The following is a 20,998-nucleotide window of genomic DNA, read 5'->3' on the forward strand; positions in this document are numbered from 1 at the left end:
GGGTTGCTGCCGTCGGACCCGGGTGTCCTCGAACTGCTCACGCGAGGACGGATCGAGATCGAGGGTCGCCTTGTCGACGCCTCCAACGCCACGCTCTACTGCGAGATCTCCGGTGGGGACGAGGTCGCGCACTGCGTGTACAAGCCGGTGAGCGGTGAACGCGCGCTCTGGGACTTCCCGGACGGCACCCTCGCGGGTCGCGAGGTCGGCTCCTACCTCGTGTCGCAGGCCGCGGGCCTGTCGCTTATCCCGCCGACCGTGCTGCGCACCGGGCCGTTCGGCCCCGGCATGGTGCAGCTGTGGGTGGAGACCAAGGAGGGCGACGACCTGGTCGACGTGTGCGCACCGGAGGACCTGCCGCCGGGGTGGCGGATGGTGCTGCGGGCACACGACCGATTCGGTGAGCCTGCCGTGCTGGCGCACGCGGACCACCCGAGCGTGCGGATGATGGCGGCGCTGGACGTCGTGCTGAACAACGCGGACCGCAAGGGCGGGCACGTCCTGCACGGCACCGACGGGAACGTCTACGGCGTCGACCACGGCATCTGCCTGCACACCGAGCACAAGCTGCGGACCGTGCTGTGGGGCTGGGTCGGCGAGCCACTGCCCGATGACGTGGTGGACATGCTGGGGACGCTGCGCGCCGGCCTCGACGAGCTGTCCTCGGGGCTGGCCGAGCACGTGACGAAGGCCGAGGTCAAGGCGCTGCGCGCGCGGGTGTCGGCGTTGGTGTCGGCGCGGGAGTTCCCGACGCCGGGCTCCGACTGGCGGGCCATTCCCTGGCCCGCGTTCTGACACGCGACCGTGTCAGCGTGCCGCCCCCATGACGCGGGCGGCGGCCACGATGATGTTCCACAGTGGACTGCTGGTGGTCTCGTAGTAGACCCGGCGGCTGCCCGCCTCGCGGTGTTCGGTGAGCATCCCGAGGTGGACGAACCTGCGCAGCTCGGTGCCTGCCGCGCTCTGCGGGATCACCTCGTCCGGCGGCTCGGACTGGTAGAAGCGCCGCATGCCGCGGTCGTTGATCCACAGCGCCACCCGCAGGCGGCACGGGCGGCCGAACAGCAGTCGCCCCACTTCACCGACGTCGATGTCCATGCGCACCTTCCTATTATAAACAGCTATTTGCTATATAGTTTTCCGATTTTAGCCGCCCGCCGCGCGCACGTCCAGACCCGAAACGATCAACGAAAGCGCAGGGAGGGGAGGGCTGGTCGGCGACGGTCAAGGCACGCCGATGCGGCCGAGCCGGGGGCCGGCGCGGCGCACGGCGGACGTGGTGCTCGGGGGCCTCCGGCGATGCCGGCGCGGCGCTCGGGAGGGTCGCGAACGAACCCGGCGCACTCCCCTAACTACAGGTATCAGGTATTAACTATATAGATGTCCAATTTTAGTGGCGCCATTGGCGTCGCACGACAGCCGTCCCTCTACAAGCAGCACGGAAGGGGAGGGGTCGAGTCGCCGAGGTCGGGTGGCGCCTGAGGTCACGACACGACTCGCACGTCCTTGGTTTCCTCAGTGGGGGCGTGGAACTCGAGCAGGCGCGTACCTTCCTTGGTGAGGGCGGCGAGGTCTTTCTTGGTGGTCCGGGCCCATGGCGTGATGGTCAGTACGGCTGACTTGCGTTGCTTGGTGATGCGCCATTCGCCGCGCACGAAGCCGTCGACGAGGAAGGTGCCGGGGAAGACGCCGTTCTTGACGCCGAAGAGCCGTTTGCGGTGTTCCTCGGTCAGGACGCGGGTGCGGTCGGCATACGAGAGCAGGAGGTTGTCGAACTCGGGGAGGAAGCGGACCGGTGCCGGGGTGTCCTCGTCCGGGTGTGGTGCGTCGGGGAGGTCGAGCAGTTCGCGGCCGTCGTCGGTGGTGACGGTGCGCAGGTCGAGTGTGTCGGTGACTTCGCGGAGCCGGGTGAGGCCGGACCAGGTCTGGAGGTCGGCGACGGAGGCGGGGCCGAACGCGGCGAGGTAGCGCTGGGTCATGCGTTTCGGGTCGGGTGACTTGTCGAGTTCGCGGCCGAGCCAGTGTTCTGCGGTGTGGTACTTGGTGAGGCCGCTGCGGCCCCACACGGCGCGTGGCGGGACTTGGACGAGGGGGAGGAGTCCTCGGGCGGCGTGGGCGAGGGCTCCGGGTTCGCGGTCGGGCCAGTGTTCGGTGAGTGCGGCGCCGAGTTCCTTGGCGGTGAGGGGCCGGTCTGCGAGTACGTGGCGGGTCGTGTCGGTGAACTTGGGCAGGTCGAGGTCGGTGAGGTGTCGTGCGTGCTGGGTGTTGGTGCGCAGGTCGCGGTCCAGGAGTGGCTGGATGAGCGGTCGGAGGAAGCAGGCGTCGGCGGCGCTGACGAGGTGGACGGTGCCGCGCATCAGGGCGATACGGACGACGTGTCTGTTGACGAGTGCGTCGGCGAGTGTGTCGGGCTGGAAGTCGGTCAGCCGGGTCCACAGTCCGGTGTAGGGCGGGAAGGGTGCTTGTGCCTGCAGGCCGACGAGGTGTTCGACCATGTCGACTGCCGGCGTGGTGGTTCTGGCGAGCAGGTGCTGGCGTGCCAGCGTGGTCCGGTTGATCGCCCGCGTGCTCAGTGTGCGCACCCTGTGGTCCTCTTTCGTGTCGGTGTTCGTGTCAGCGCAGGCCGCGGAAGAACTTTCGCATGTCGGCGATCAGGAGGTCCGGTGCTTCGAGTGCGGCGAAGTGCCCGCCGGTGTCGAAGTCGGTCCAGTGCGTGATCGTGTTGGTCTGTTCGGCGTGGCGGCGGATCGCGATGTCCTCGGCGGAGGCGGCGACGCCGGTGGGTACGCCGGTGCGGTGGGGCCAGGTACCGGAGTGGGTGTTCTCGTAGTAGATGCGGGCGGCTGAGCCCGCGGTGCCGGTCAGCCAGTAGGGCATGACGTTGGTGAGGAGCCGGTCGCGGTCGATGATGGTGTCGGGGAGTGCGTCGACAGGGGAGTCGGTGAGTGCGTAGGCGAGGGTTTGGGGGCGGGTGGCCTGGAGCTGGAAGTAGGCGTTGCCGTCGTTCATGTACCGCTGTTGGCGTGTCCAGCGGGTGCGTTCGAGGTCGGTGAGTTGGTCCTGGTCGACGTCGCCGAGGGGATGAAGCCGACGGTTGCGGCGTTGACGTGCAGGCCGACGACGTGTTCTGGGTCGACGCGGCCGAGGTCGGAGCTGTCGGTGGTAGGGCGGTTTCCGCCGCGGGAGCCGCCGGCGGACGATGTGGCGGCGTACGTGTCGCGGGCGATCTCGAGTGCGCCGTACCGGTATCAGGGGAAGATCCTGCTGCGCGTGGCGGCGGAGGTGGCGGCGGAGGTGGCGGCGGAGCGGGTGTCGCCCGCGTCCGGGGTGATCGAGGCGCGGGATGCCGGTTCGTGTGTGTTGCATGTTGGTGGGCGGTCGTTGGACGAGTTCCCGGTGTATGTGGCGCAGCTCGGGTTCGAGTTCGAGGTGCTTGAGCCGCCGGAGCTGGTGGAGCAGGTGCGGGTGCTGGCGGGGTTGTTCGGGCGGGCGGCGGGGGTCAGCCGGTGAACAGGTCGTCGAGGTGGTCGTCGAGTGCCTGTTCGGCGTCCTGGGCGGAGTGGTGGCCGACGAGCACGTGGGCGGTGAGGCCGTCGAGGACGGCGAGGAGGGTGCGTGCTTCGCGGGCGGGGGCGAGGTGGACCGCGACCGTGCCGCGGCGTTGTCCTCGGCGGATCTGGTCGGCGACGAAGGTGTGCAGGTCGGTGTGTGCTTTGCCGAGGTGGGCGGCGAACTCGGTGGAGACGGCGGACCGGGCGAGGAACATGAGCCGGTAGTGGGCTTCGGTCCGGCGTTGTTCGTCGAGTGGGAGCAGTTCGGCGAGTGCGTCGCGGATGGTGTCCCGTGGCCGTGGTTCTTCGATGTCGTGAGGGTGGTCGCGTTGGGTGACGCGTGCCGTGAGGCGGTCGGTGAGCAGTTCGTGGGCGAACGCGAGGAGTTCGTCTTTGGCGGTGAAGTAGTGCTGGACCTGGCCGAGTGACATGCCGGCGGCCGCGGCGACGTGCCGCATGGTGACCGCCTCGATGCCACCGTGCGCGGACAGCTGCCACACCGCCCCGGCGATGGTGTTCCTGCGCGTGCGGTGATCGACTTTTTTGGGCATGGCTTTCCTATGGGTGGGACTTGGGGTGCGGTCGTGTCTCGTCGTCGAGTGCGCGGCCGCGGCCACGGTGGGGAACCGGCCGGCGACGGAGTGCGACCCGTCGTCGGCGAGCACGGTACTCGATGTCCGCTGTGGCGCCAGTGGCTACGTGTTCGCCACGCGGTGAACGGCTGGTGTGTCTCGGCCGGTGTGCTGGTGGGTGCTGAGGTGTCGGCCGGTGGGGGTGTTCTGGGTGGCGAGGGCTGCGGGTGGGCCGGTGAACAGGATCTGGCCGCCGTGTCTGCCCGGTCCGGGGCCGAGGTCGATGACGTGGTCGGCGCGGCGGATGACGTCGAGGTCGTGCTCGATGACGATGACGGTGGCGCCGGTGTCGACGAGCCGGTCGAACAGTGCGACGAGGTCGTCGACGTCGGCGGGGTGCAGGCCGGTGGTGGGTTCGTCGAAGACGTACACCTGGCTTGGTTTGTCGAGTTCGGTGGCGAGCTTGAGGCGTTGTCGTTCGCCGCCGGACAGGGTGGTGAGTGGCTGGCCGAGTGCGAGGTAGCCGAGGCCGACTTCGACGAGCCTGGCGAGTCGGTCGTCGGGGAACAGTTCGAGTGCGTCGCGGGCGCTCATCCGGAACACGTCGCCGATGTCGATGCCTTGGCAGGTGTATCGCAGCGCTTCGTCGGTGAACCGTTTGCCGTGGCAGCGTTCGCAGGTGGACACCATGGGGTCGAGGAACGCGAGGTCGGTGTAGATGACGCCGACGCCGCCGCAGTCGGGGCAGCCGCCGTCGCCGTTGGGGGTGAACAGGCTGGGGCTGACGTCGTTGGCGTCGGCGAACCGGGTGCGGATGGTGTCGAGTACGCCGGTGTAGGTGGCGGGGGAGGAGCGGCGTGAGCCGCGTACGGCGCGTTGGTCGATGAGTACGGCGTCGGGGACGAAGCCGTGGACGAGGGTGGTCTTGCCGGATCCGGCGACGCCGGTGACGGCGGTGAGGACGCCGGCGGGGATGTCGACGTCGACGTTGTGGAGGTTGTGGCGGGTGGCGCCGCGGATCTCGATGACGCCGGTGGGTGTCCTGGGCTGGGTTTTGATGGTTCTGGTGCGCCTGTATTGCTTGCTGGTGGGGGTGTCGGCGTTGGCGAGGCCGGTGACGTCGCCGGTGTAGGTGATGGTGCCGCCGTCGCGTCCGGCGCCGGGGCCGAGGTCGATGACGTGGTCGGCGGCGGCGATGACATCGGGGTCGTGTTCGACGACGAGTACGGTGTTTCCCTTGTCCCGCAGGGATTTGAGCATGGTGGTCAGTTGGGCGACGTCCTGGGGGTGGAGGCCGACGCTGGGTTCGTCGAACACGTACAGCAGGCCGGTGAGGGTGTTGCCGAGGTGCCGGACGGTTTTGACGCGCTGGGACTCGCCGCCGGAGAGGCTGGTGGTGGCGCGGTCCATGGTGAGGTAGCCGAGGCCGATGGTGGTGAGCCGGTCGAGTTGGGTGGCGAGTGCGGTGGCGACGGGTTCGGCTGTGCGGGTGTGGAGCTGTCGGATGATGTCGGCGAGTTGTTCGGCCTCGATGGCGGCGCAGTCGGTGATGGTCCGGCCGTCGATGGTGACGGCGCGGGCGGCGGAGTTGAGGCGGGTGCCGTCGCAGTCTGGGCAGGTGCCGTGGGTGACGACGCGTTCGTAGGCGGCGCGGGTGTTGCCCTTGAGTGACGTGACGTCCTTGGGCAGCCAGATGCGTTCGAACCGGGGTATGAGTCCTTCGTACTGTTTGGGTACGGGTGCGGTGTCGGTGGGTCGTTCCACGAGTGCGTCGGCGCCGTGGAGGAACGCGCGCCATTCGTCGGCGGTGTAGTCGCGGAGTGGTGTGTCGTTGTCGAACAGCGCTGAGCCGGTGAAGGTGCGCCATGTCCAGCCGCCGACGCCGAAGGTGGGGAATCGGATGGCGCCGTCGTTGAGTGAGCGGTCGCGGTCGACGAGTTGTTCGAGGTCGATGGACTTGACTGTGCCGAGGCCGTGGCAGCGGGGGCACATGCCCGCGGGGTCGTTGAACGAGAAGGCGCTGGATTCGCCGATGTGTGGGGTGCCTGCGCGGGACCAGAGCAGCCGCATGAGTGAGTGGATGTCGGTGATGGTGCCGACGGTGGAGCGGCTGTTGCCGCCGAGGCGTTTCTGGTCGACGACGACGGAGGCGGGGAGGTTCTCGACTTTGTCGACGTCTGGCCTGCCGAAGTTGGGCAGCCGGTTGCGGACGAACGCGGTGTGGGTCTGGTTGAGCTGTCGTTGTGACTCGGCGGCGATGGTGTCGAACACGAGTGAGGACTTGCCGGAGCCGGACACGCCGGTGACGACGGTGAGCCGGCCGGTGGGGACGGTCACGTCGACGTTGCGGAGGTTGTGCTCGCGGGCGCCGGTGACAGTGATCATGCGGTCGACGCTAACCCGGGTTGTGGACACATGTTGGCCACATCTCGTGCGATGCTGGCGGGGATGAACGGACCCAGTTCACGTCTGCTCGAGTTGCTGTCGCTGTTGCAGACCGGTCGGGCGTGGCCCGCGCGGGACCTGGCGGAGCGGCTGGGGACGACGCCGCGGACGCTGCGCCGGGACCTGGACCGGTTGCGGGAGTTCGGGTATCCGGTGGAGTCGGCGCGCGGTCCGGGTGGCAGCTACCGGCTGGTCGCGGGGAGGGCGATGCCGCCGCTGGTGCTGACCGATGAGGAGGCGATCGCGGCGGTGGCCGGGTTGCGGATGGCGGCGGCGGTGAGCGAGGCGGCCGATGGCGCGTTGCGGAAGCTGGAGCGGGTGCTGCCGCCGCGGTTGCGGCGTCGGGTGTCGGCCCTGTCGGCGGTGACGCACTCGGTGGCGCGGCGGGCGCCGGACCTGGCGGTGGTCGACACGCTCGCCGTGGCCGCGCATGCGCGGCGGGATGTCCGGTTCACCTACCGGGACGAGGCGGGCCGGCGTGTGGAGCCGTACCGGGTGGTGGTGCTGGACCGCCGCTGGTATCTGCTGGCGTGGGATCTGGACCGGGCGGACTGGCGGACGTTCCGGGTCGACCGGATCGCGTCGGTGGAGGTGCCGGGCAGCACGTTCGCGCCCCGGGAGTCTCTCCCGGACTCGATGGTCCACCGCGGGGCGTCGGGGCCGCGGGGTGTGATCGATTTCGAGGCGCCGGTGTCGGTGGTGTCGCCGCGGTTGCACGCCGAGGCGGGTGAGCTGGCGGCGGTGGGGGAGGACCGCTGCCGCTACACGAGCCCGCCGGACGACTGGGCTTGGCTGGCGGCGATGGCGGCGATGGTCGGTGTGCCGTACCGGGTGGAGGGGCCGCCGGAGCTGGTGGCGGAGACGGAGCGGCTGGTGGCGCGGGCGGCGCGGGCCACGGCCCCCCGATCACCAGCGTAGCCGCCGGCACCGACAGTGCGTCGCGTCCGGCGTGGGGTTGTCCACAGCGCACCGGGTTGTCCACAGGTCGGGCCGTGCGCGGGGTTCTTGTCGGTGCCGGCCGGTAGACTGGCATGGCGGGAGGCCCCCGGGACAGGGTGGGGGTTGGGTTCCGGGTGGTTGGCGGTGGGCAGGTCAGTTCGGGGGCTGCCACAGCTGGAAGTGGGTGCCCTGGTCGTCGACGCATTCCGACATCAGCCCGTGCGGTTCCCGGACTGTTTCCGCCGCGTGTCCGCCTGCCTCGCGTACTCGTGCTGTCGCGGCCGCGATGTCGTCGACTCGGTAGCACAGCTGTACCTGCGGCTCGGTGTTCTCCGGGGACCACATGCTCAGCTGCGGCCGGGTCTCCTCGGTGCCCCACGCGCCCGCCGCCCGGCCCGGTTGGAACGGCACCTGCAGCACCGTCTCGTAGAACTGGCGTGCGCGTGCCGGGTCCGGGGTCACCATCGTCACGTGGGCGATGTCGCCCTGCCGGTACCTCGTCGCGTGTGCCGGGGGTTGGAGCAGCAGCCAGCGGTGGCCGAACGGGTCCACGATCACCCCGGCGCGGCCGTATGGCTCGTCGCGGGGTGGGCGTTCCACGGTGGCGCCCCGGCGTTGTGCCAGTGCGACTGTGTCGTCCACGTTCGGGAGCTGCAGGTGCAGTGAGTGGCTGAACGTCGTCGGGGACTCCGGGGCCCTTACCGGGACGTCGGGATACAGGTCCGAGTGCTCGGCGAACATCAGGACCGCGTCGCCGATGTCGACCTCCATGTGGCCGACGGTGCCGTCGGCGTCGACGTGTGCCTCGCCGCGTTGGCGGGCGTCGAAGACCTCGGTGTACCAGTCCAGTGCGGCCCGTGCGTCGGACACCACCAGGTACGGGGTCAGTGCGGGTGGCCATGCCGGTTCGCGGCGGGTCAGTGGTGCTGCCATGTCGTCTCCTCGGGTGCGGCCGGGGTTGAGCACGGCTCGGGTCAGGCGCTCCCGCAGCCGTGCGGTGAAGGATGGGTCGGGCTGTGCCGGGGGCGCCGGGGCGCGCAGCGCGTCGAACGGGTCGGTCATGACGAGCCCTCCTCCCGGTAGCTCCTGCGGAACGCGTTGCGGGCCCGGACCAGCAGTGCCTCCGTCGCGTGGACGGTCCGGCCGAGGAGGGCCGCGACCTCGCCGACCGGCAGTCCGTCCACGTACCGCAGCGTCAGTGCCGCCCGGTGGTGTGGGCCCAGGCCGGCGAGGACCGTGCGGGCGCGGATCGCGTCGACCGTCTCGTCCCACGGGTCGTCGCGGTGTTCGGTGCCGCTGTCGATGAGGCGCAGTCCGCGCTGCTCGCGTTCGAGGCGGCGCCAGTGGTCGGCGAGCTTGTGCCGCGCGACCCCGATGAGCCAGGCCACGGTCGGGTCCGGGGCCGCGGGCCCGCGCACGGCGACCACCGCGGCGAGGAACGCCTCCGCGGTCAGGTCCTCCGCGAGTGACCGGTCGCCGCAGCGGGCCAGGAGGTAGCCGTAGACGTGCGGCAACGCCTCCTCGTACCGCTCCAGCAGACCCAGCGCCGGGTCCGGCATCACGCCCATGCCCCCATCGTCGTCCGGGACACGCGTTCTCCGACGCCTGAGGTCCCAGGTTTTCTCCCGCGTCCTCGATAGGGTGACCAGCCGTGCGATCGGAGAACTACGGCGACATCCTGTCCCGCGGCGGCCGCCGCAAGCAGATCCCGGAGGTGGTCGCCGAACCGGGGCTGGTCGCGGAGGACCCGGCGAGCGGGTTCACCGGCGCCGTCGTCCGCTTCGAGAGCGGCAACGTCGTCCTCGAGGACCGGCACGGCCGCCACCGCGTCTTCCCGCTCACCCCGGCCGGTTTCCTGATCGACGGCAAACCGGTCACCCTCGTGCGGCCCACCCGGAAGAAGGCACCCGAACGAGTGATTTCGGCGTCCGGGTCCGTGCGCGTCGAGGGCCACACGGCCCGCACCGCGCGCGACTCCCGCCTGTGGGTCGAGGGCATCCACGACGCCGAGCTGGTCGAACGCGTGTGGGGCCACGACCTGCGCGTCGAGGGCGTGGTGGTGGAACCGCTGCACGGCATCGACGACCTCGGGGCGCTGGTCGCCGGGTTCGGCACCGCGCCGCACCGCAGGCTGGGCGTGCTCGTCGACCATCTCGTCGAGGGCAGCAAGGAATCCCGCCTCGTCGCCGCGGTACGGGACGAGAACGTGCTGGTCACGGGCCACCCGTACGTGGATGTGTGGCAGGCGGTGAAACCCGCCGCGGTCGGCATCGGGCAGTGGCCGGTCATCCCGCGCGGCACGCCGTGGAAGGAAGGGATCTGCGCGGCCCTTGGCTGGGGCGAACCCGCCGACGGCTGGCGGCGCGTCCTCGCGGGAGTGCGCAGCTACCGGGACCTGGAGACACCGCTGATCGGTGCGGTGGAGCGGCTCATCGATTTCGTCACCACCGGTGAAGAGTAGTGACCGGAGTGGCGCGGTTCTGAGATCATTGCGGGCATGGCCGCATTGTTCTGGCTCATCGGCGGAATCGCGCTGATCGCCGCCGAGATCCTGTCGGGGGATTTCTTCCTGCTCATGGTCGGCGTCGGCGCGCTCGCCGGCGCGGGCTCCGAGGTGATTTTCGGCAACACGCTGGTGAGCTGCGCGGTGTTCGCGCTCGTGTCGATCGGGTTGGTGACCTTCGCGCGGCCCTGGCTCAAGACAAGAATGCACGGCGAGCTCGTGCACACGAACGCCGACGCGCTGATCGGGCGCAAGGCGGTCGCCGTGTCGGAGGTGAACTCGGCGGGCGGGCAGGTCCGGCTCGACGGGGACGTGTGGTCGGCCCGCGCGTTCGACGGCAAACACGCGATCGCGGCGGGGTCGCAGGTGACGGTCGTGGAGATCGCCGGAGCGACCGCGGTCGTGATGGCGGACGCGGATTGACCGGCACCGGGGTGGGCGCGTTCCAACTTCTGGTTGGACGCGGCCCTGACATGCGCATGTTCGGGTGGCTGATGTGATCTACTTCCACCACACCGCCCAGGAAGCGCCGTCCGGAGTGGAGGCACGTTGACCATTCTCATCATCGTCGCGGTCGTGGTTTTGTTCGTACTCACGGTCGTGGTGAAGTCGATCCTCGTGATCCCGCAGGCACAGTCCGCGGTGATCGAGCGGCTCGGCAGGTTCCGGTCGGTCGCGGAGCCCGGCCTGAACTTCCTGGTGCCCTTCCTCGACCGGGTCCGCGCGCGGATCGACCGCCGCGAGCAGGTCGTGTCGTTCCCGCCGCAGCCGGTGATCACCCAGGACAACCTGACGGTGTCCATCGACACGGTCGTGTACTTCCAGGTCACCAATCCGCGTGACGCGGTGTACGAGATCTCCGACTACATCGTGGGTGTCGAGCAGCTGACCACCACGACGCTGCGCAACGTGGTCGGTGGCATGAGCCTGGAGGAGACGCTGACGTCGCGTGACTCCATCAACGGGCAGCTGCGCGGTGTGCTCGACGAGGCCACCGGCCGGTGGGGCATCCGCGTCGCGCGTGTCGAGCTGAAGGCGATCGACCCGCCACCGTCCATTCAGGACTCGATGGAGAAGCAGATGCGCGCGGACCGGGAGAAGCGCGCGATGATCCTGACCGCGGAAGGTACCCGCGAGGCGGCGATCAAGACCGCGGAAGGTCAGAAGCAGAGCCAGATCCTGTCCGCGGAGGGCGCCAAGCAGGCGGCGATCCTCGCGTCCGAGGGTGAGCGGCAGTCGCGGATCCTGCGGGCGCAGGGTGAGCGGGCGGCGCGGTACCTGCAGGCGCAGGGGCAGGCGAAGGCCATCGAGAAGGTGTTCGACGCGATCAAGGCCGGCAAGCCGACACCGGAGGTGCTGGCCTACCAGTACCTGCAGACGCTGCCGCAGATGGCGCAGGGCGACGCCAACAAGGTGTGGATGCTGCCCAACGACTTCGGCAAGGCCCTGGAGGGTTTCGCGAAGGCGCTCGGCGCGCCCGGCGACGACGGGGTGTTCCGGTACGAGCCGCCCGCCTACGACCCGCCCGCGCGCCGCGACGACGAGGAGGACGAGATCGCAGGCTGGTTCGACACCTCGACCGACCCCAAGGTCGCCGAGGCCGTCCGCGCGGCGGAAGCCGTTGCGCGGCAGGAGGTGCCGGGCCCGCTGGGCACGTCGGCGGCGCCCGCGGTGCTGTCACGTCCGCCGCTGCCCGCGGGACCGCCTGAGCCGGAGCCCGAGCCGGACCTGCCGACCGCGGTCACACCGGCCTACGAGCCGCCGCAGCGGCTGAGTGGCTCACTGCCGCCCACGCCGCCGGCGCCCGGACGTCCGATCGAGTCGACGGAACTGTCCGACGAACCGCCGCGCTATCAGTGAGGTGGCGCTGAGCTGACGAGATGGCCCCGATTCCCGGTGGGAGTCGGGGCCATTGTTTATTCGCGGGCGGACAGTTCCGTTGTGGACGATTCGGAATGGCCCGCCGTGATTGTGGTGTGGCGGAGGAATCGTTCCTGGCCACCGCGCTGACGACCACGCCGGGAACACGTCCAGCGCCGGTGAGTTCGCGGTCAGCGGAACGTGGCCGGCCGCCGCCCGCGATGCCCCATAGTGGGCGCATGACCCGGCTCGATGGTGCGATCCAGCTCCCCGACAGCGCCTGGGTGCGGGGACGCGGACTGCGCGACCCCGCACCCGGCGGCCCACCGCCCGAGTTCGGGCTCTACCTCGGCACCCGCAAGCTCCGGGAACGGCACTCGTTCACCTGGCCGCACGACTGGCTGGAGTGGCCCGACTTCCTCCTGCCCCGCGACACCGGCGCGGCCGTCACCCGCATCCGCGACCTGCACCGCCGCGCGCTGGACGGGCAGCGGGTCGAGGTCGCCTGCGGCGGCGGGATCGGGCGCACCGGCACGGTCATGGCCGCGCTCGCGATCCTCGCCGGGGTGCCCGCCGCCGACGCCGTGTCCTGGACGCGGGCCGGCTACCACCACCGCGCGGTCGAGACGCCGTGGCAGCGGCGCTGGCTCACCACCCGGTTCGCGCCCGCGCTACCGGCGGGCGCTGACGGATAGCGCGGTCAGCGCGACCGCCGGGGTCGGTGCCGCGCCGCAGCTCGCCGCCCGGCCGGGCGAGATCTCCCGCTCGGCGACCGTCACCCGCCACGTCCGGCCGTCCCGGTGCGCGACCGTCACCACCCAGCCTGCCTCGACCGGCTCCTCGACGGTCGTCACCGCCAGCGCGTCGACATCCGCGATCCCGGTCGACTCGCGCACCGCCACCTCCGCGACCTGACCCGGCGGGGACCAGGTGGAACGGCCACGGCAGTCGACCAGATCGGGGCCGCCCGCCAGCAGCCGCGTCGCCGCCCCGGTGGTCAGCCGGCCATAGGAGTACCCGGTCGGCAGGAGCACCGCGGTCGGGGCGAACCGGTGCCCGCCGATGTGCGTGCACTCCCACACCCGCTCACCGTGCATGGCAGCCAGCTCCGCCGCGACCGGACGGCCCAGCAGCGCACAGCACACGTCACGCCTGCCGTTCGTGCACACCAGCAACAGCGGATCCGATACAGGTGTACCGAGAAGGCCGGGAGCACCGGCGCCCGCGCGGGCGAAGTCCAGGTCCAGCAGCTCCTTGGGATCGGTGAGCGTCGTGCGCTCCAGCCAGGTGCGGCCGGGCGCGGTGTGGGCGAGGTAGACGCGGCGCGGCACCGGCCGGTGCCGGTCGGGATGGCTGCCCGGCCTGCGGATGAGCACGATCCGCACCCCGGTGCCCGCCGCGAGCGCGGCCAGCTCCTTCGCGACCCCCTCGTCGAGGTGGCTCGCCGCCAGCGCGTCCCGGCCCCACGGCCCCGGCTGCTCGATCGCGAGCCACGACCGGGCGAACGCGGCCGTCCCCGCGAGCGGCTCACCGAGCTCGACGGACAACGCCGCGCACCTCGGCTGCCGAGCAGGGGTGCCGTCCGGTTCCATCGCCATCAACGTCTCATCCCAGGTGCCGCCGGTAATGTCATGATCATGATCCCGTCGAGTGCTGTCCCATCCCTGGTCGGGGGTTCCGCGACGGGCGCGATCCATGCCAGGAAATCGCTGCCGTGGGTGCCTAGGGTGGGAATCATGCGCCCGAAGGTCCCCTACGCCGACCCCGGTGTGCCCGACGCGCGTGGCCCGCTGCGGTTCCTGCTGTGGCTCGTGCGGAAGCAGCGCTGGCGAGTGCTCGCCGGCGCGACGCTGGCCACCACGTGGATGGTGCTGCTCATGCTCCCGCCATACCTGATGGCCCGCGCCATCGACGACGGGCTGCGTGCCCGCGACCTCGGCGCGCTCGGGTTCTGGGTCGCGGTACTCGCCGTGACCGGGGTGGTCAACGCCGCCATCGGGATCGTGCGGCACCGGACGATGACCTTCATCCGCAACGACGCCGCCTACCGCACCGTGCAGGTCGTGGTGCGGCACTCGGTGCGGGTCGGGGCCGAACTGCCGCGCCGGGTCACCTCCGGTGAGGTGGTGAGCATCGGCGCCGCCGACCTCGACCGCATCGCCCGCACCATGACCTCCACCGGGCCCGGGGTCGGCGCGATCGTCACCTACGGCACGGTCGCCGTGCTGCTCGTGTCGATCTCCCCGCTGCTCGCCGCCGTCGTGCTGGTCGGGGTGCCGCTGTTCGTGCTGTCGATCGGGCCGCTGCTCAACCGGCTGCGCCGCACCGAATCCGCGTACCGGGAGAACCAGGGCTCGCTCACCGCCCGCGCGGGCGACATCGTCGCCGGGCTGCGGGTGCTGTGCGGGATCGGCGGCAAGGACCTGTTCGCCGACCGGTTCCGGCGCGACTCCCAGGAACTGCGGGCCGAGGGCTACCGGGTGGGCGCGGTGGCGAGCTGGATCGAAGGGGTCGGGGTCGGGTTGCCGAGCCTGTTCCTCGCCGCCGTCACCTGGCTCGCCGCGCGGATGACCGCCGCGGGAGAGATCACCATCGGCGAGATGGTCGCCGTGTACGGGTACGTCGCGGTGCTGTCCACACCGGTGTACTTCCTCATCGAGGGCGCACAGGACATCAGCCGCGGCCTGGTCGCCGCCCGCCGCGTCACCAACGTCCTCACCATCCAACCCGCCGTCGCCGACCGAACCGGCGGCAAGTCAGATGTATCGGCACCCGCCGGTCCTGCGCCACTGCACGACCCGGACAGCGGCCTCACCGTCCGCCCCGGTGAACTGCTCGCCGTCGCCGCCGCCACCCCCGCGGAGGCCACCGCCCTCGTCGACCGGCTCGGCCGCTACACCGACTCGGCGGTCACCTGGGGCGGCGTGCCGCTCGCGGACATCCCGCTCGCCGACGTGCGGTCCCGCGTCCTGGTCGCCGACAACGACGCCTACCTGTTCGCCGGCGCGCTGCGGCACGTGGTCGCCGCCCGCGACGGACACGACGACCGGGCCGTCACCGAGGCCATCCGGGTCGCGATGGCGCAGGACGTCGTCGACGCCCTGCCCTCCGGGGTCGACTCGTTCGTCGAGGCCCAGGGCCGGTCGCTGTCCGGTGGCCAGCGGCAGCGGCTGCGGCTCGTGCGGGCACTGCTCGCCGACCCCGAGGTGCTGCTGCTCGTCGAACCCACCTCCGCCGTCGACGCGCACACCGAGTCCGTCGTCGCCGAACGGCTGCACACGGCCCGCCGTGGCCGTACGACCGTATTGGTGGCGACGTCGCCGCTGCTGCTCGACCGCGCGGACCGAGTCGCCTACCTGGTCGACGGGCGGGTCGCCGCCACCGGGAGCCACGCCGACCTCCTCGCGACCGAACCCGGGTACCGGACGGTCGCGTTCCGGGGCAGTGAGGAGGACCTCGTCCGTGACTGAGGGGTGGCAGCTGCCGGTCGCCGACGCACGCGGGGTGCGGCGGGCGACCTGGGCGATCGTCCGCGCGGACCCCCGCGCCACACTGCTGGTCGTCCTCACCACCTGCCTCGCGGCCGCCGCCGGGCTCGGCGCGCCGTGGCTCATCGGCCGGATCGTCAACCAGGTCGAGTCCGGTACCCCCGACCTGGCGGCCGTGGACCTCCTGGCGCTGGCCATCGTCGGGTTCGCGGTCGGGCACATGGTGCTGACCCGGTTCGCCCGCTACTTCGCGCACCGGTTCGCCGAACGGTCCCTCGCGCGGCTGCGGGAGGAGTTCGTCGACCGGACACTCGCGCTGCCCACCGCGGTGGTCGAACGTGCCGGTACAGGTGACCTGATGTCGCGCACCACCGCGGACGTGGCGACCATCGGCGGCGCGCTGCGCGACGCCGCACCCGAGGTGTTCATGGGCACGCTGCAGGCGACGCTGATCTTCGGCGCCATGTTCCTGCTGAGCCCGGTGCTGGCCGCGGCCGCGCTGCTGAGCCTGTCCGGGCTGTGGTTCGCGAGCCGCTGGTACCTCAAGCGCGCCAGGACCGCCTACCTCGCAGAAGGCGCGGCCAACTCCGAGCTGTCCGAGTCCATCGCCGCGACCGTCGACGGCGCGCGCACGATCGAGGCGTTCGACCTGCGTGCCCGCCGCGTGGCCGACGGCGACGCCGCCGTCGGGGAAGGGTTCCGCACCAAGGTCCGCACGCTGTTCCTGCGTTCCGTCCTGTTCCCGATGATCGACTCCGCCAGCATCGCGGCCATGGTCGTCGTGCTGCTCGGCGGCGGCGCCATGTACGTCAACGGCCTGATCAGCCTCGGCGCCGTGATCTCGGCGAGCCTCTACGCCATGCAGCTGGTCAACCCCATCAACCAGGTGCTGATGTGGCTGGAGCAGGTGCAGCGCAGCGGCGCGTCGCTCGCCAGGCTCAAGGGGGTCGGCGAGGTCGAACCCGCCGCCGTGAGCGACACCGTCCCGGCCGGCGACCGGCTCGAGGTCAGCGGGGTGCGGTACGCCTACAGCGGTGGCCGGGACGTGCTGCACGGCGTGGACCTGTCGGTGCGGCCGGGGGAGCGGCTCGCGATCGTCGGCCCGTCCGGCGCGGGGAAGTCGACGCTGGGCCGCCTGCTGGCCGGGGTCGACGTGCCGACCGCGGGCCGGATCACCGTCGGCGGCGCGCAGGTCGCGCTGCTCGCCCCAGAAGAGCTGCGGCGGCGGATCGTGCTGGTCACCCAGGAACACCACGTGTTCATCGGCACCGTGCGGGACAACCTCGCCATCGCCGCCCCGGCCGCGGACGACGACGCGATGCACGCGGCGCTCACGGCCGTCGACGCGACCTGGGTGCGGGACCTGCCGCACGGGCTGTCGACCCAGCTCGGCGCGAACGCCATGACACTCGACGCGCCCGCCGCCCAGCAGCTCGCCCTCGCCAGGGTCGTGCTGGCCGACCCGCACACGGTGATCCTCGACGAGGCCACCGCCCTGCTCGACCCCGCCACCGCCCGGCACGCCGAACGCGCCATGGCCGCCGTGCTGACCGGCCGCACCGTCATCGCGATCGCGCACCGCCTGCACACCGCGCACTACGCCGACCGCGTCGCGGTCATGGCGAACGGCCGCATCACCGAACTGGGCAGCCACGACGAACTCGTCGAAGCAGGAGGCGAGTACGCCACCCTGTGGCGGCACTGGCACGGCAGCTGACACAACTCCCGGTTATCGGGATGACAGCCTGCGGTAGCTGCGGTAACCTCACCAGTTGATCTTTGTCGCGACGAGAGGTGAGGGCATGGCACGCATCGAGATCGTGGGCGGCATGTCCGCCGCGCGGGGCCGCTGACACTTCTGCTCCCGGACTCCCGGCGATAGCGGACGACACCGTCGACCTGTCGCTATATCGCCATGTCTACATTTCGGGAGTCCTTTCATGCCTCGACACAGTCGAGCGCTCAGCCCTGCCTTCACCCGCCACTGGACCGCCGTCGCCGTCTCCAACCTCGGCGACGGCGTCACACTCGCCGCCGGACCACTGCTCGTCGCCACCCTCACCACCGACCCGCTCGCCGTCTCGGCAGCGCTGTTCGCCCAGCAACTGCCATGGCTGCTGTTCGCGCTGACCGGCGGCGCACTCGCCGACCGCCTGCCGAGGCGCACCCTCGTCGTCGCCGGCAACACCGTCCGCGCCGCCACCATCGGCGGCCTCGCCCTCGTCATCGCCGCGGGCACACCGGCGCTCTGGCAGCTCTACCTCGTCTCGTTCCTCTTCGGCACCATCGAGACCGTCGCCGACACCGCCCACAGCGCACTCATCGTCGACTCGGTGCCCGCCGACCGGCTCGGCCGCGCCAACGCCCGGCTGTACCTCACGGCCATGCTCAACAACCAGCTCGCGGGGCCACCGCTCGGCGCGCTGCTGTTCGGGGTGGCGGCGGCGGTGCCGTTCGGGCTGCACGCCACCGCGTGCGCGGTCGCGGCACTGATCGTGCTGCGCATCCCGGTCCAGCACCGGCCGCCACCCCCGCGCACCACCCTCCGCGCCGACATCACCGACGGGGTGCGCTGGCTGTGGGGACACGCGGGACTGCGGATCCTCGCGGCCTGCATCTTCATCATGAACCTCGCCGGTGTCGGCGCGTTCGCCATCTGGGTCCTGTACGGCACCCAGCACCTCGGCCTCACCACCACCCAGTACGGCCTGTTCATCGCGACCGGCGCCGTCGGCGGGATCTGCGGCGCGTGGACATACGAGCGACTGGAAACCAGGTTCGGGCACACCACGCTGCTGCGCGGCGGACTCGTCGTCGAAGCGCTCACCTACCTGGCGCTCACGCAGACCAGCGACCCCTGGGTCGCCGGCGCGATCATGACCGTGTTCGGGGTCCACGCCGTCGTGTGGGGCTCGGTCGCGGCCACCGTGCGCCAGCGCGCCACCCCGTCGGAACTCCTCGGCCGCGTCGGCAGCGTCTACCAGCTCGCCTCGGTCGGCGGCTCGGTGGCCGGAGCCCTGCTCGGCGGGCTCGTCGCCGCCCGGTTCGGTCTGCTCGCCCCGTTCTGGTCCGCCTTCGCCCTGGTCGCCGTCATGACCGTGGTCGCGTGGCGGCGCCTCGCCGACGTGCGGCCCGGCCAGACCGTGCAGCAGTAGCGACGTCGATGTCCTTCCGGCCTCACACACTCCTACGACGTCGGCCCACTGCCCGCCTCGGCGTAACGCGCCACCAGCTCCGCACCCAGCCGCGCCAGCTCCGCACGCACCCCGGGGGAGTCCTCGACCTCGACCATGGCGCCCCAGCCCGCGAGCGGCTGCGCGATCATCAGCGGAGTGGGCGCGGCCAGCCGGACCCGCACCCGGCCGTCGCCGACCGTGTCGAGCACCTCGCAGTGCCGCCCGTACTGGTCCTGCAGCACGAACACGAACCGCGCCGCCACCAGAACCGTCGCCGAGACAAGCGACCTGCGTTGCTCGACCTCGGACACGACCCGCTCCCACACCGACGACAGATCGAAGTCCACCGGCCGCTCGAACGTCCCGGCAGTCACCTCCACGCCGTCCATACGGTCGACCCGGAACGTCCGCTGCCCACGTTCGGTACCGGCCACCAGATACCAGATCTCGTCCTTGTCGACGAGCCCCCACGGCTCCACCGTCCGCTCGGCACGTTCCCGGTTACGTGCGGCGTAGGAGAACCGCACCCTCCTGCGCCGCACCACCGCCCCCTGCAACAACTCGACCACAGGAGAACGCGGCACGGCACGCTCACCCCACCGCGCCGGATCCAGCACCACCGCGTCCGCAGCCGCCTCCGCATCGGCCCGGAACGTGTCGGGGAGCGCCCGTACCAGCTTGCGCAGCGCGGCCTTCACCTCCGGCGCGACCGCGGCGGCCGGACCGACCAGCAGGAACAACGCCTGCGCCTCGGCCGCCGTCAACCCCGACAGATCCGTACGCGCACCACCCACCAGCGACCAGCCACCACCACGGCCCTGCTGCGGGTACACCGGGATCCCCGCCGTCGACAACGCCTCGAGATCCCGCCGCGCCGTCGCCACCGACACCTCCAGCTCCGCCGCGACCTCCGCGGCCGTCACCCGGCCACGCGCCTGCATCAGGAGAAGAGTCGCCACGAGACGGTCAGCACGCATGAGAACATTCTCGCCGGGAAAGTGCTCACTCGGTGAGCACTTTCCCGAGGAGAGTGGATCCCGACAGCACGAAAACGCCGAAGGGATCACCGACATGTTCCGCGGATTCGCCACCATCAGCTACTACGCCGACGACATGACCGCCGCCGAGGCCTGGTACACCGAACTGCTCGGTCTCCCGCCCTACTTCCGCCGCGACCACGACGGCGCCCCCGCCTACCTCGAATACCGCATCGGCGACCACCAGGCCGAACTCGGCCTCATCGACGCCCGCTTCGCACCCCACGACGTCAGGAACGGCCCAGCCGGCGTGATCATGAACTGGCACGTCGACGACCTGCCCGCCACACTCGAACGCCTGCTCGCCATGGGCGCCACCCAGCTCGAAGGCATCACCGCCAGGGGAGAGGGCTTCGTCACCGCCTCCGTCGTCGACCCGTTCGGCAACATCATCGGCATCATGACCAACCCGCACTACCTGGCAGTCCTCGCCGAACGGACCCCGTGACCGTCACTCAGCGGGTCACCGGGGTCTCCCGCGCCACTCGCGACAACTTCTCCGGATTGCGCATGTAGAACAACCCGGAGATCAGGCCGTTCTCGACCCGCAACGACATCACACCGTCGACCTCGCCGTCCATCCGCACGAGCAGCGCCGGGAAACCGTTCACCTGCACCGGCTCCAGCGAACCCCGCGCACGGAGCGCACCGAGGCCGGCACCCAGCAACCGCGCCACCTTGTCCGCACCGGCGACCGGACGTGGCACAGCCTGCTTGACCCCGCCACCGTCACTCAGGATCACCACGTCCGGCGCCAGGATGTCGACGAGCCCCTGCAGGTCCCCGGTCTCGATCGCCCGCTGGAACGCCTCGAGCGCGGCCCGGCTCTCGACGGGGGAGACGACATCACGTGGCCTGCGCGCGGCCACGTGACCCCGCGCCCGGTGCGCGATCTGACGCACCGCGGCAGGGCTCTTGTCGACGGCCTCCGCGATCTCGTCGTACTCCAGCGCGAACACCTCACGCAGCACGAACACCGCACGCTCCGTCGGCGTGAGCGTCTCCAGCACCAGCAACATCGCCATCGACACGCTGTCGGCGAGCTCGACGTCCTCGGCCACGTCCGGCGCCGTCAACAACGGCTCCGGCAACCACTGACCGACATAGGACTCCTTGCGCCGCCCCAGCGTCCGCAACCGGTTGAGCGCCTGCCGCGTGGTGATCCGCACCAGGTACGCACGAGGGTCCCGCACGGTGCCCAGGTCCACGGTCACCCACCGCAGCCACGTCTCCTGCAGGACGTCCTCGGCGTCCGCCGCCACGCCGAGCATCTCGTAGGCCACCGTGAACAGCAGGTTCCGGTGCGCGACGAACAACTCCGTCGCGGAGTCACCCTCGCCCACACCACTCATCGCCGTCTCCTGTCGCTTCATCACACCCACCCGACACCAGATCCTGGCATCTTGTGACACGACACAAAGGATCGT

Annotated in this window: 21 protein-coding genes; 11 read left to right on the plus strand and 10 right to left on the minus strand. The window is 71.0% G+C overall.

The features are described 5' to 3' along the window. Nucleotides 1-3 precede the first annotated feature (3 nt). On the plus strand, nucleotides 4-795 hold the full coding sequence (locus tag FHR82_RS34310) for an Rv2133c family protein (RefSeq protein ID WP_184814774.1): 792 nt from the start codon (nucleotides 4-6) through the stop codon (nucleotides 793-795). A 12-nt stretch (nucleotides 796-807) separates the two neighbouring features. On the opposite strand, the gene FHR82_RS34315 is transcribed toward FHR82_RS34310, so the two are convergent. The 3 genes from FHR82_RS34315 to FHR82_RS34325 form a co-directional block, all read right to left on the minus strand. Then, complete coding sequence (locus FHR82_RS34315; protein WP_221464698.1) at nucleotides 808-1,098, minus strand: hypothetical protein; 291 nt, start codon at nucleotides 1,096-1,098, stop codon at nucleotides 808-810. Between the two features lie 386 nt (nucleotides 1,099-1,484). Continuing rightward, nucleotides 1,485-2,582 (minus strand): winged helix DNA-binding domain-containing protein, encoded by a 1,098-nt coding sequence (locus FHR82_RS34320; RefSeq protein ID WP_311771415.1) that lies wholly within the window; start codon nucleotides 2,580-2,582, stop codon nucleotides 1,485-1,487. 31 nt (nucleotides 2,583-2,613) lie between these two features. After that, nucleotides 2,614-3,009 (minus strand): hypothetical protein, encoded by a 396-nt coding sequence (locus FHR82_RS34325; protein WP_184814775.1) that lies wholly within the window; start codon nucleotides 3,007-3,009, stop codon nucleotides 2,614-2,616. 45 nt (nucleotides 3,010-3,054) lie between these two features. Between FHR82_RS34325 and FHR82_RS34330 the strand changes: the two genes are divergently transcribed. Continuing rightward, nucleotides 3,055-3,510, plus strand: coding sequence for a WYL domain-containing protein (locus FHR82_RS34330; RefSeq protein ID WP_184814776.1), 456 nt, complete (start codon nucleotides 3,055-3,057; stop codon nucleotides 3,508-3,510). On the opposite strand, the gene FHR82_RS34335 is transcribed toward FHR82_RS34330, so the two are convergent. Beyond that, nucleotides 3,500-4,102, minus strand: coding sequence for a TetR/AcrR family transcriptional regulator (locus FHR82_RS34335; protein WP_184814777.1), 603 nt, complete (start codon nucleotides 4,100-4,102; stop codon nucleotides 3,500-3,502). The genes FHR82_RS34330 and FHR82_RS34335 overlap by 11 nt on opposite strands. 144 nt (nucleotides 4,103-4,246) lie before the next feature. Then, on the minus strand, nucleotides 4,247-6,508 hold the full coding sequence (locus FHR82_RS34340; RefSeq protein ID WP_184814778.1) for an ATP-binding cassette domain-containing protein: 2,262 nt from the start codon (nucleotides 6,506-6,508) through the stop codon (nucleotides 4,247-4,249). Nucleotides 6,509-6,571: 63 nt separating this feature from the next. Here FHR82_RS34340 and FHR82_RS34345 point away from each other — a divergent pair, with 63 nt between their 5' ends. Next, on the plus strand, nucleotides 6,572-7,486 hold the full coding sequence (locus tag FHR82_RS34345; protein WP_184814779.1) for a helix-turn-helix transcriptional regulator: 915 nt from the start codon (nucleotides 6,572-6,574) through the stop codon (nucleotides 7,484-7,486). A 174-nt stretch (nucleotides 7,487-7,660) separates the two neighbouring features. Here FHR82_RS34345 and FHR82_RS34350 read toward each other — a convergent pair whose 3' ends face one another. Together FHR82_RS34350 and FHR82_RS34355 are read right to left on the minus strand one after the other, a co-directional pair. After that, nucleotides 7,661-8,569 carry a VOC family protein gene (locus FHR82_RS34350; protein WP_184814780.1) on the minus strand — a complete coding sequence of 303 codons (909 nt, stop codon included), beginning with the start codon at nucleotides 8,567-8,569 and terminating at the stop codon, nucleotides 7,661-7,663. After that, nucleotides 8,566-9,075: an RNA polymerase sigma factor gene (locus FHR82_RS34355; RefSeq protein ID WP_184814781.1), complete on the minus strand. Its 510-nt coding sequence runs from the start codon at nucleotides 9,073-9,075 to the stop codon at nucleotides 8,566-8,568. Before FHR82_RS34355 ends, FHR82_RS34350 begins: the two co-directional genes overlap by 4 nt. Nucleotides 9,076-9,158: 83 nt before the next feature. Here FHR82_RS34355 and FHR82_RS34360 point away from each other — a divergent pair, with 83 nt between their 5' ends. The 4 genes from FHR82_RS34360 (at nucleotide 9,159) to FHR82_RS34375 (ending at nucleotide 12,565) form a co-directional block, all read left to right on the plus strand. Next, nucleotides 9,159-9,968 (plus strand): DUF3097 domain-containing protein, encoded by an 810-nt coding sequence (locus FHR82_RS34360; RefSeq protein ID WP_184814782.1) that lies wholly within the window; start codon nucleotides 9,159-9,161, stop codon nucleotides 9,966-9,968. Between the two features lie 36 nt (nucleotides 9,969-10,004). Next, the gene (locus FHR82_RS34365; protein ID WP_184814783.1) at nucleotides 10,005-10,433 is read left to right on the plus strand and encodes an NfeD family protein; all 429 of its coding nucleotides are present in this window, start codon (nucleotides 10,005-10,007) and stop codon (nucleotides 10,431-10,433) included. A 126-nt stretch (nucleotides 10,434-10,559) separates the two neighbouring features. Beyond that, nucleotides 10,560-11,870: an SPFH domain-containing protein gene (locus tag FHR82_RS34370; protein ID WP_221464655.1), complete on the plus strand. Its 1,311-nt coding sequence runs from the start codon at nucleotides 10,560-10,562 to the stop codon at nucleotides 11,868-11,870. A 239-nt stretch (nucleotides 11,871-12,109) separates the two neighbouring features. Further along, a complete protein-coding gene (locus tag FHR82_RS34375) occupies nucleotides 12,110-12,565 on the plus strand; it encodes a protein-tyrosine phosphatase family protein (RefSeq protein ID WP_184814784.1) in 456 nt (151 codons plus the stop codon). Here the strand turns inward: FHR82_RS34375 and FHR82_RS34380 are convergent. Next, nucleotides 12,542-13,468: a ferredoxin family protein gene (locus tag FHR82_RS34380; RefSeq protein WP_221464656.1), complete on the minus strand. Its 927-nt coding sequence runs from the start codon at nucleotides 13,466-13,468 to the stop codon at nucleotides 12,542-12,544. The two genes, FHR82_RS34375 and FHR82_RS34380, sit on opposite strands and share 24 nt — an antisense overlap. A gap of 138 nt (nucleotides 13,469-13,606) precedes the next feature. Between FHR82_RS34380 and FHR82_RS45370 the strand changes: the two genes are divergently transcribed. From FHR82_RS45370 to FHR82_RS34390, 3 genes are all read left to right on the plus strand, one after another. Then, on the plus strand, nucleotides 13,607-15,340 hold the full coding sequence (locus FHR82_RS45370; protein ID WP_221464657.1) for an ABC transporter ATP-binding protein: 1,734 nt from the start codon (nucleotides 13,607-13,609) through the stop codon (nucleotides 15,338-15,340). Next, on the plus strand, nucleotides 15,333-17,075 hold the full coding sequence (locus tag FHR82_RS34385; protein WP_311771416.1) for an ABC transporter ATP-binding protein: 1,743 nt from the start codon (nucleotides 15,333-15,335) through the stop codon (nucleotides 17,073-17,075). Before FHR82_RS45370 ends, FHR82_RS34385 begins: the two co-directional genes overlap by 8 nt. A gap of 223 nt (nucleotides 17,076-17,298) precedes the next feature. Continuing rightward, complete coding sequence (locus FHR82_RS34390) at nucleotides 17,299-18,513, plus strand: MFS transporter (RefSeq protein WP_184814786.1); 1,215 nt, start codon at nucleotides 17,299-17,301, stop codon at nucleotides 18,511-18,513. Between the two features lie 32 nt (nucleotides 18,514-18,545). Here FHR82_RS34390 and FHR82_RS34395 read toward each other — a convergent pair whose 3' ends face one another. Beyond that, complete coding sequence (locus FHR82_RS34395) at nucleotides 18,546-19,511, minus strand: helix-turn-helix transcriptional regulator (protein WP_184814787.1); 966 nt, start codon at nucleotides 19,509-19,511, stop codon at nucleotides 18,546-18,548. Between the two features lie 94 nt (nucleotides 19,512-19,605). Between FHR82_RS34395 and FHR82_RS34400 the strand changes: the two genes are divergently transcribed. After that, complete coding sequence (locus tag FHR82_RS34400; RefSeq protein ID WP_184814788.1) at nucleotides 19,606-20,019, plus strand: VOC family protein; 414 nt, start codon at nucleotides 19,606-19,608, stop codon at nucleotides 20,017-20,019. 7 nt (nucleotides 20,020-20,026) lie between these two features. Here the strand turns inward: FHR82_RS34400 and FHR82_RS34405 are convergent, their stop codons facing one another. After that, nucleotides 20,027-20,923: an RNA polymerase sigma-70 factor gene (locus tag FHR82_RS34405; RefSeq protein WP_184814789.1), complete on the minus strand. Its 897-nt coding sequence runs from the start codon at nucleotides 20,921-20,923 to the stop codon at nucleotides 20,027-20,029. Nucleotides 20,924-20,998 lie beyond the last annotated feature (75 nt).

The organism is Actinophytocola algeriensis (genome assembly GCF_014203735.1).
Taxonomy (GTDB): domain Bacteria; phylum Actinomycetota; class Actinomycetes; order Mycobacteriales; family Pseudonocardiaceae; genus Actinophytocola; species Actinophytocola algeriensis.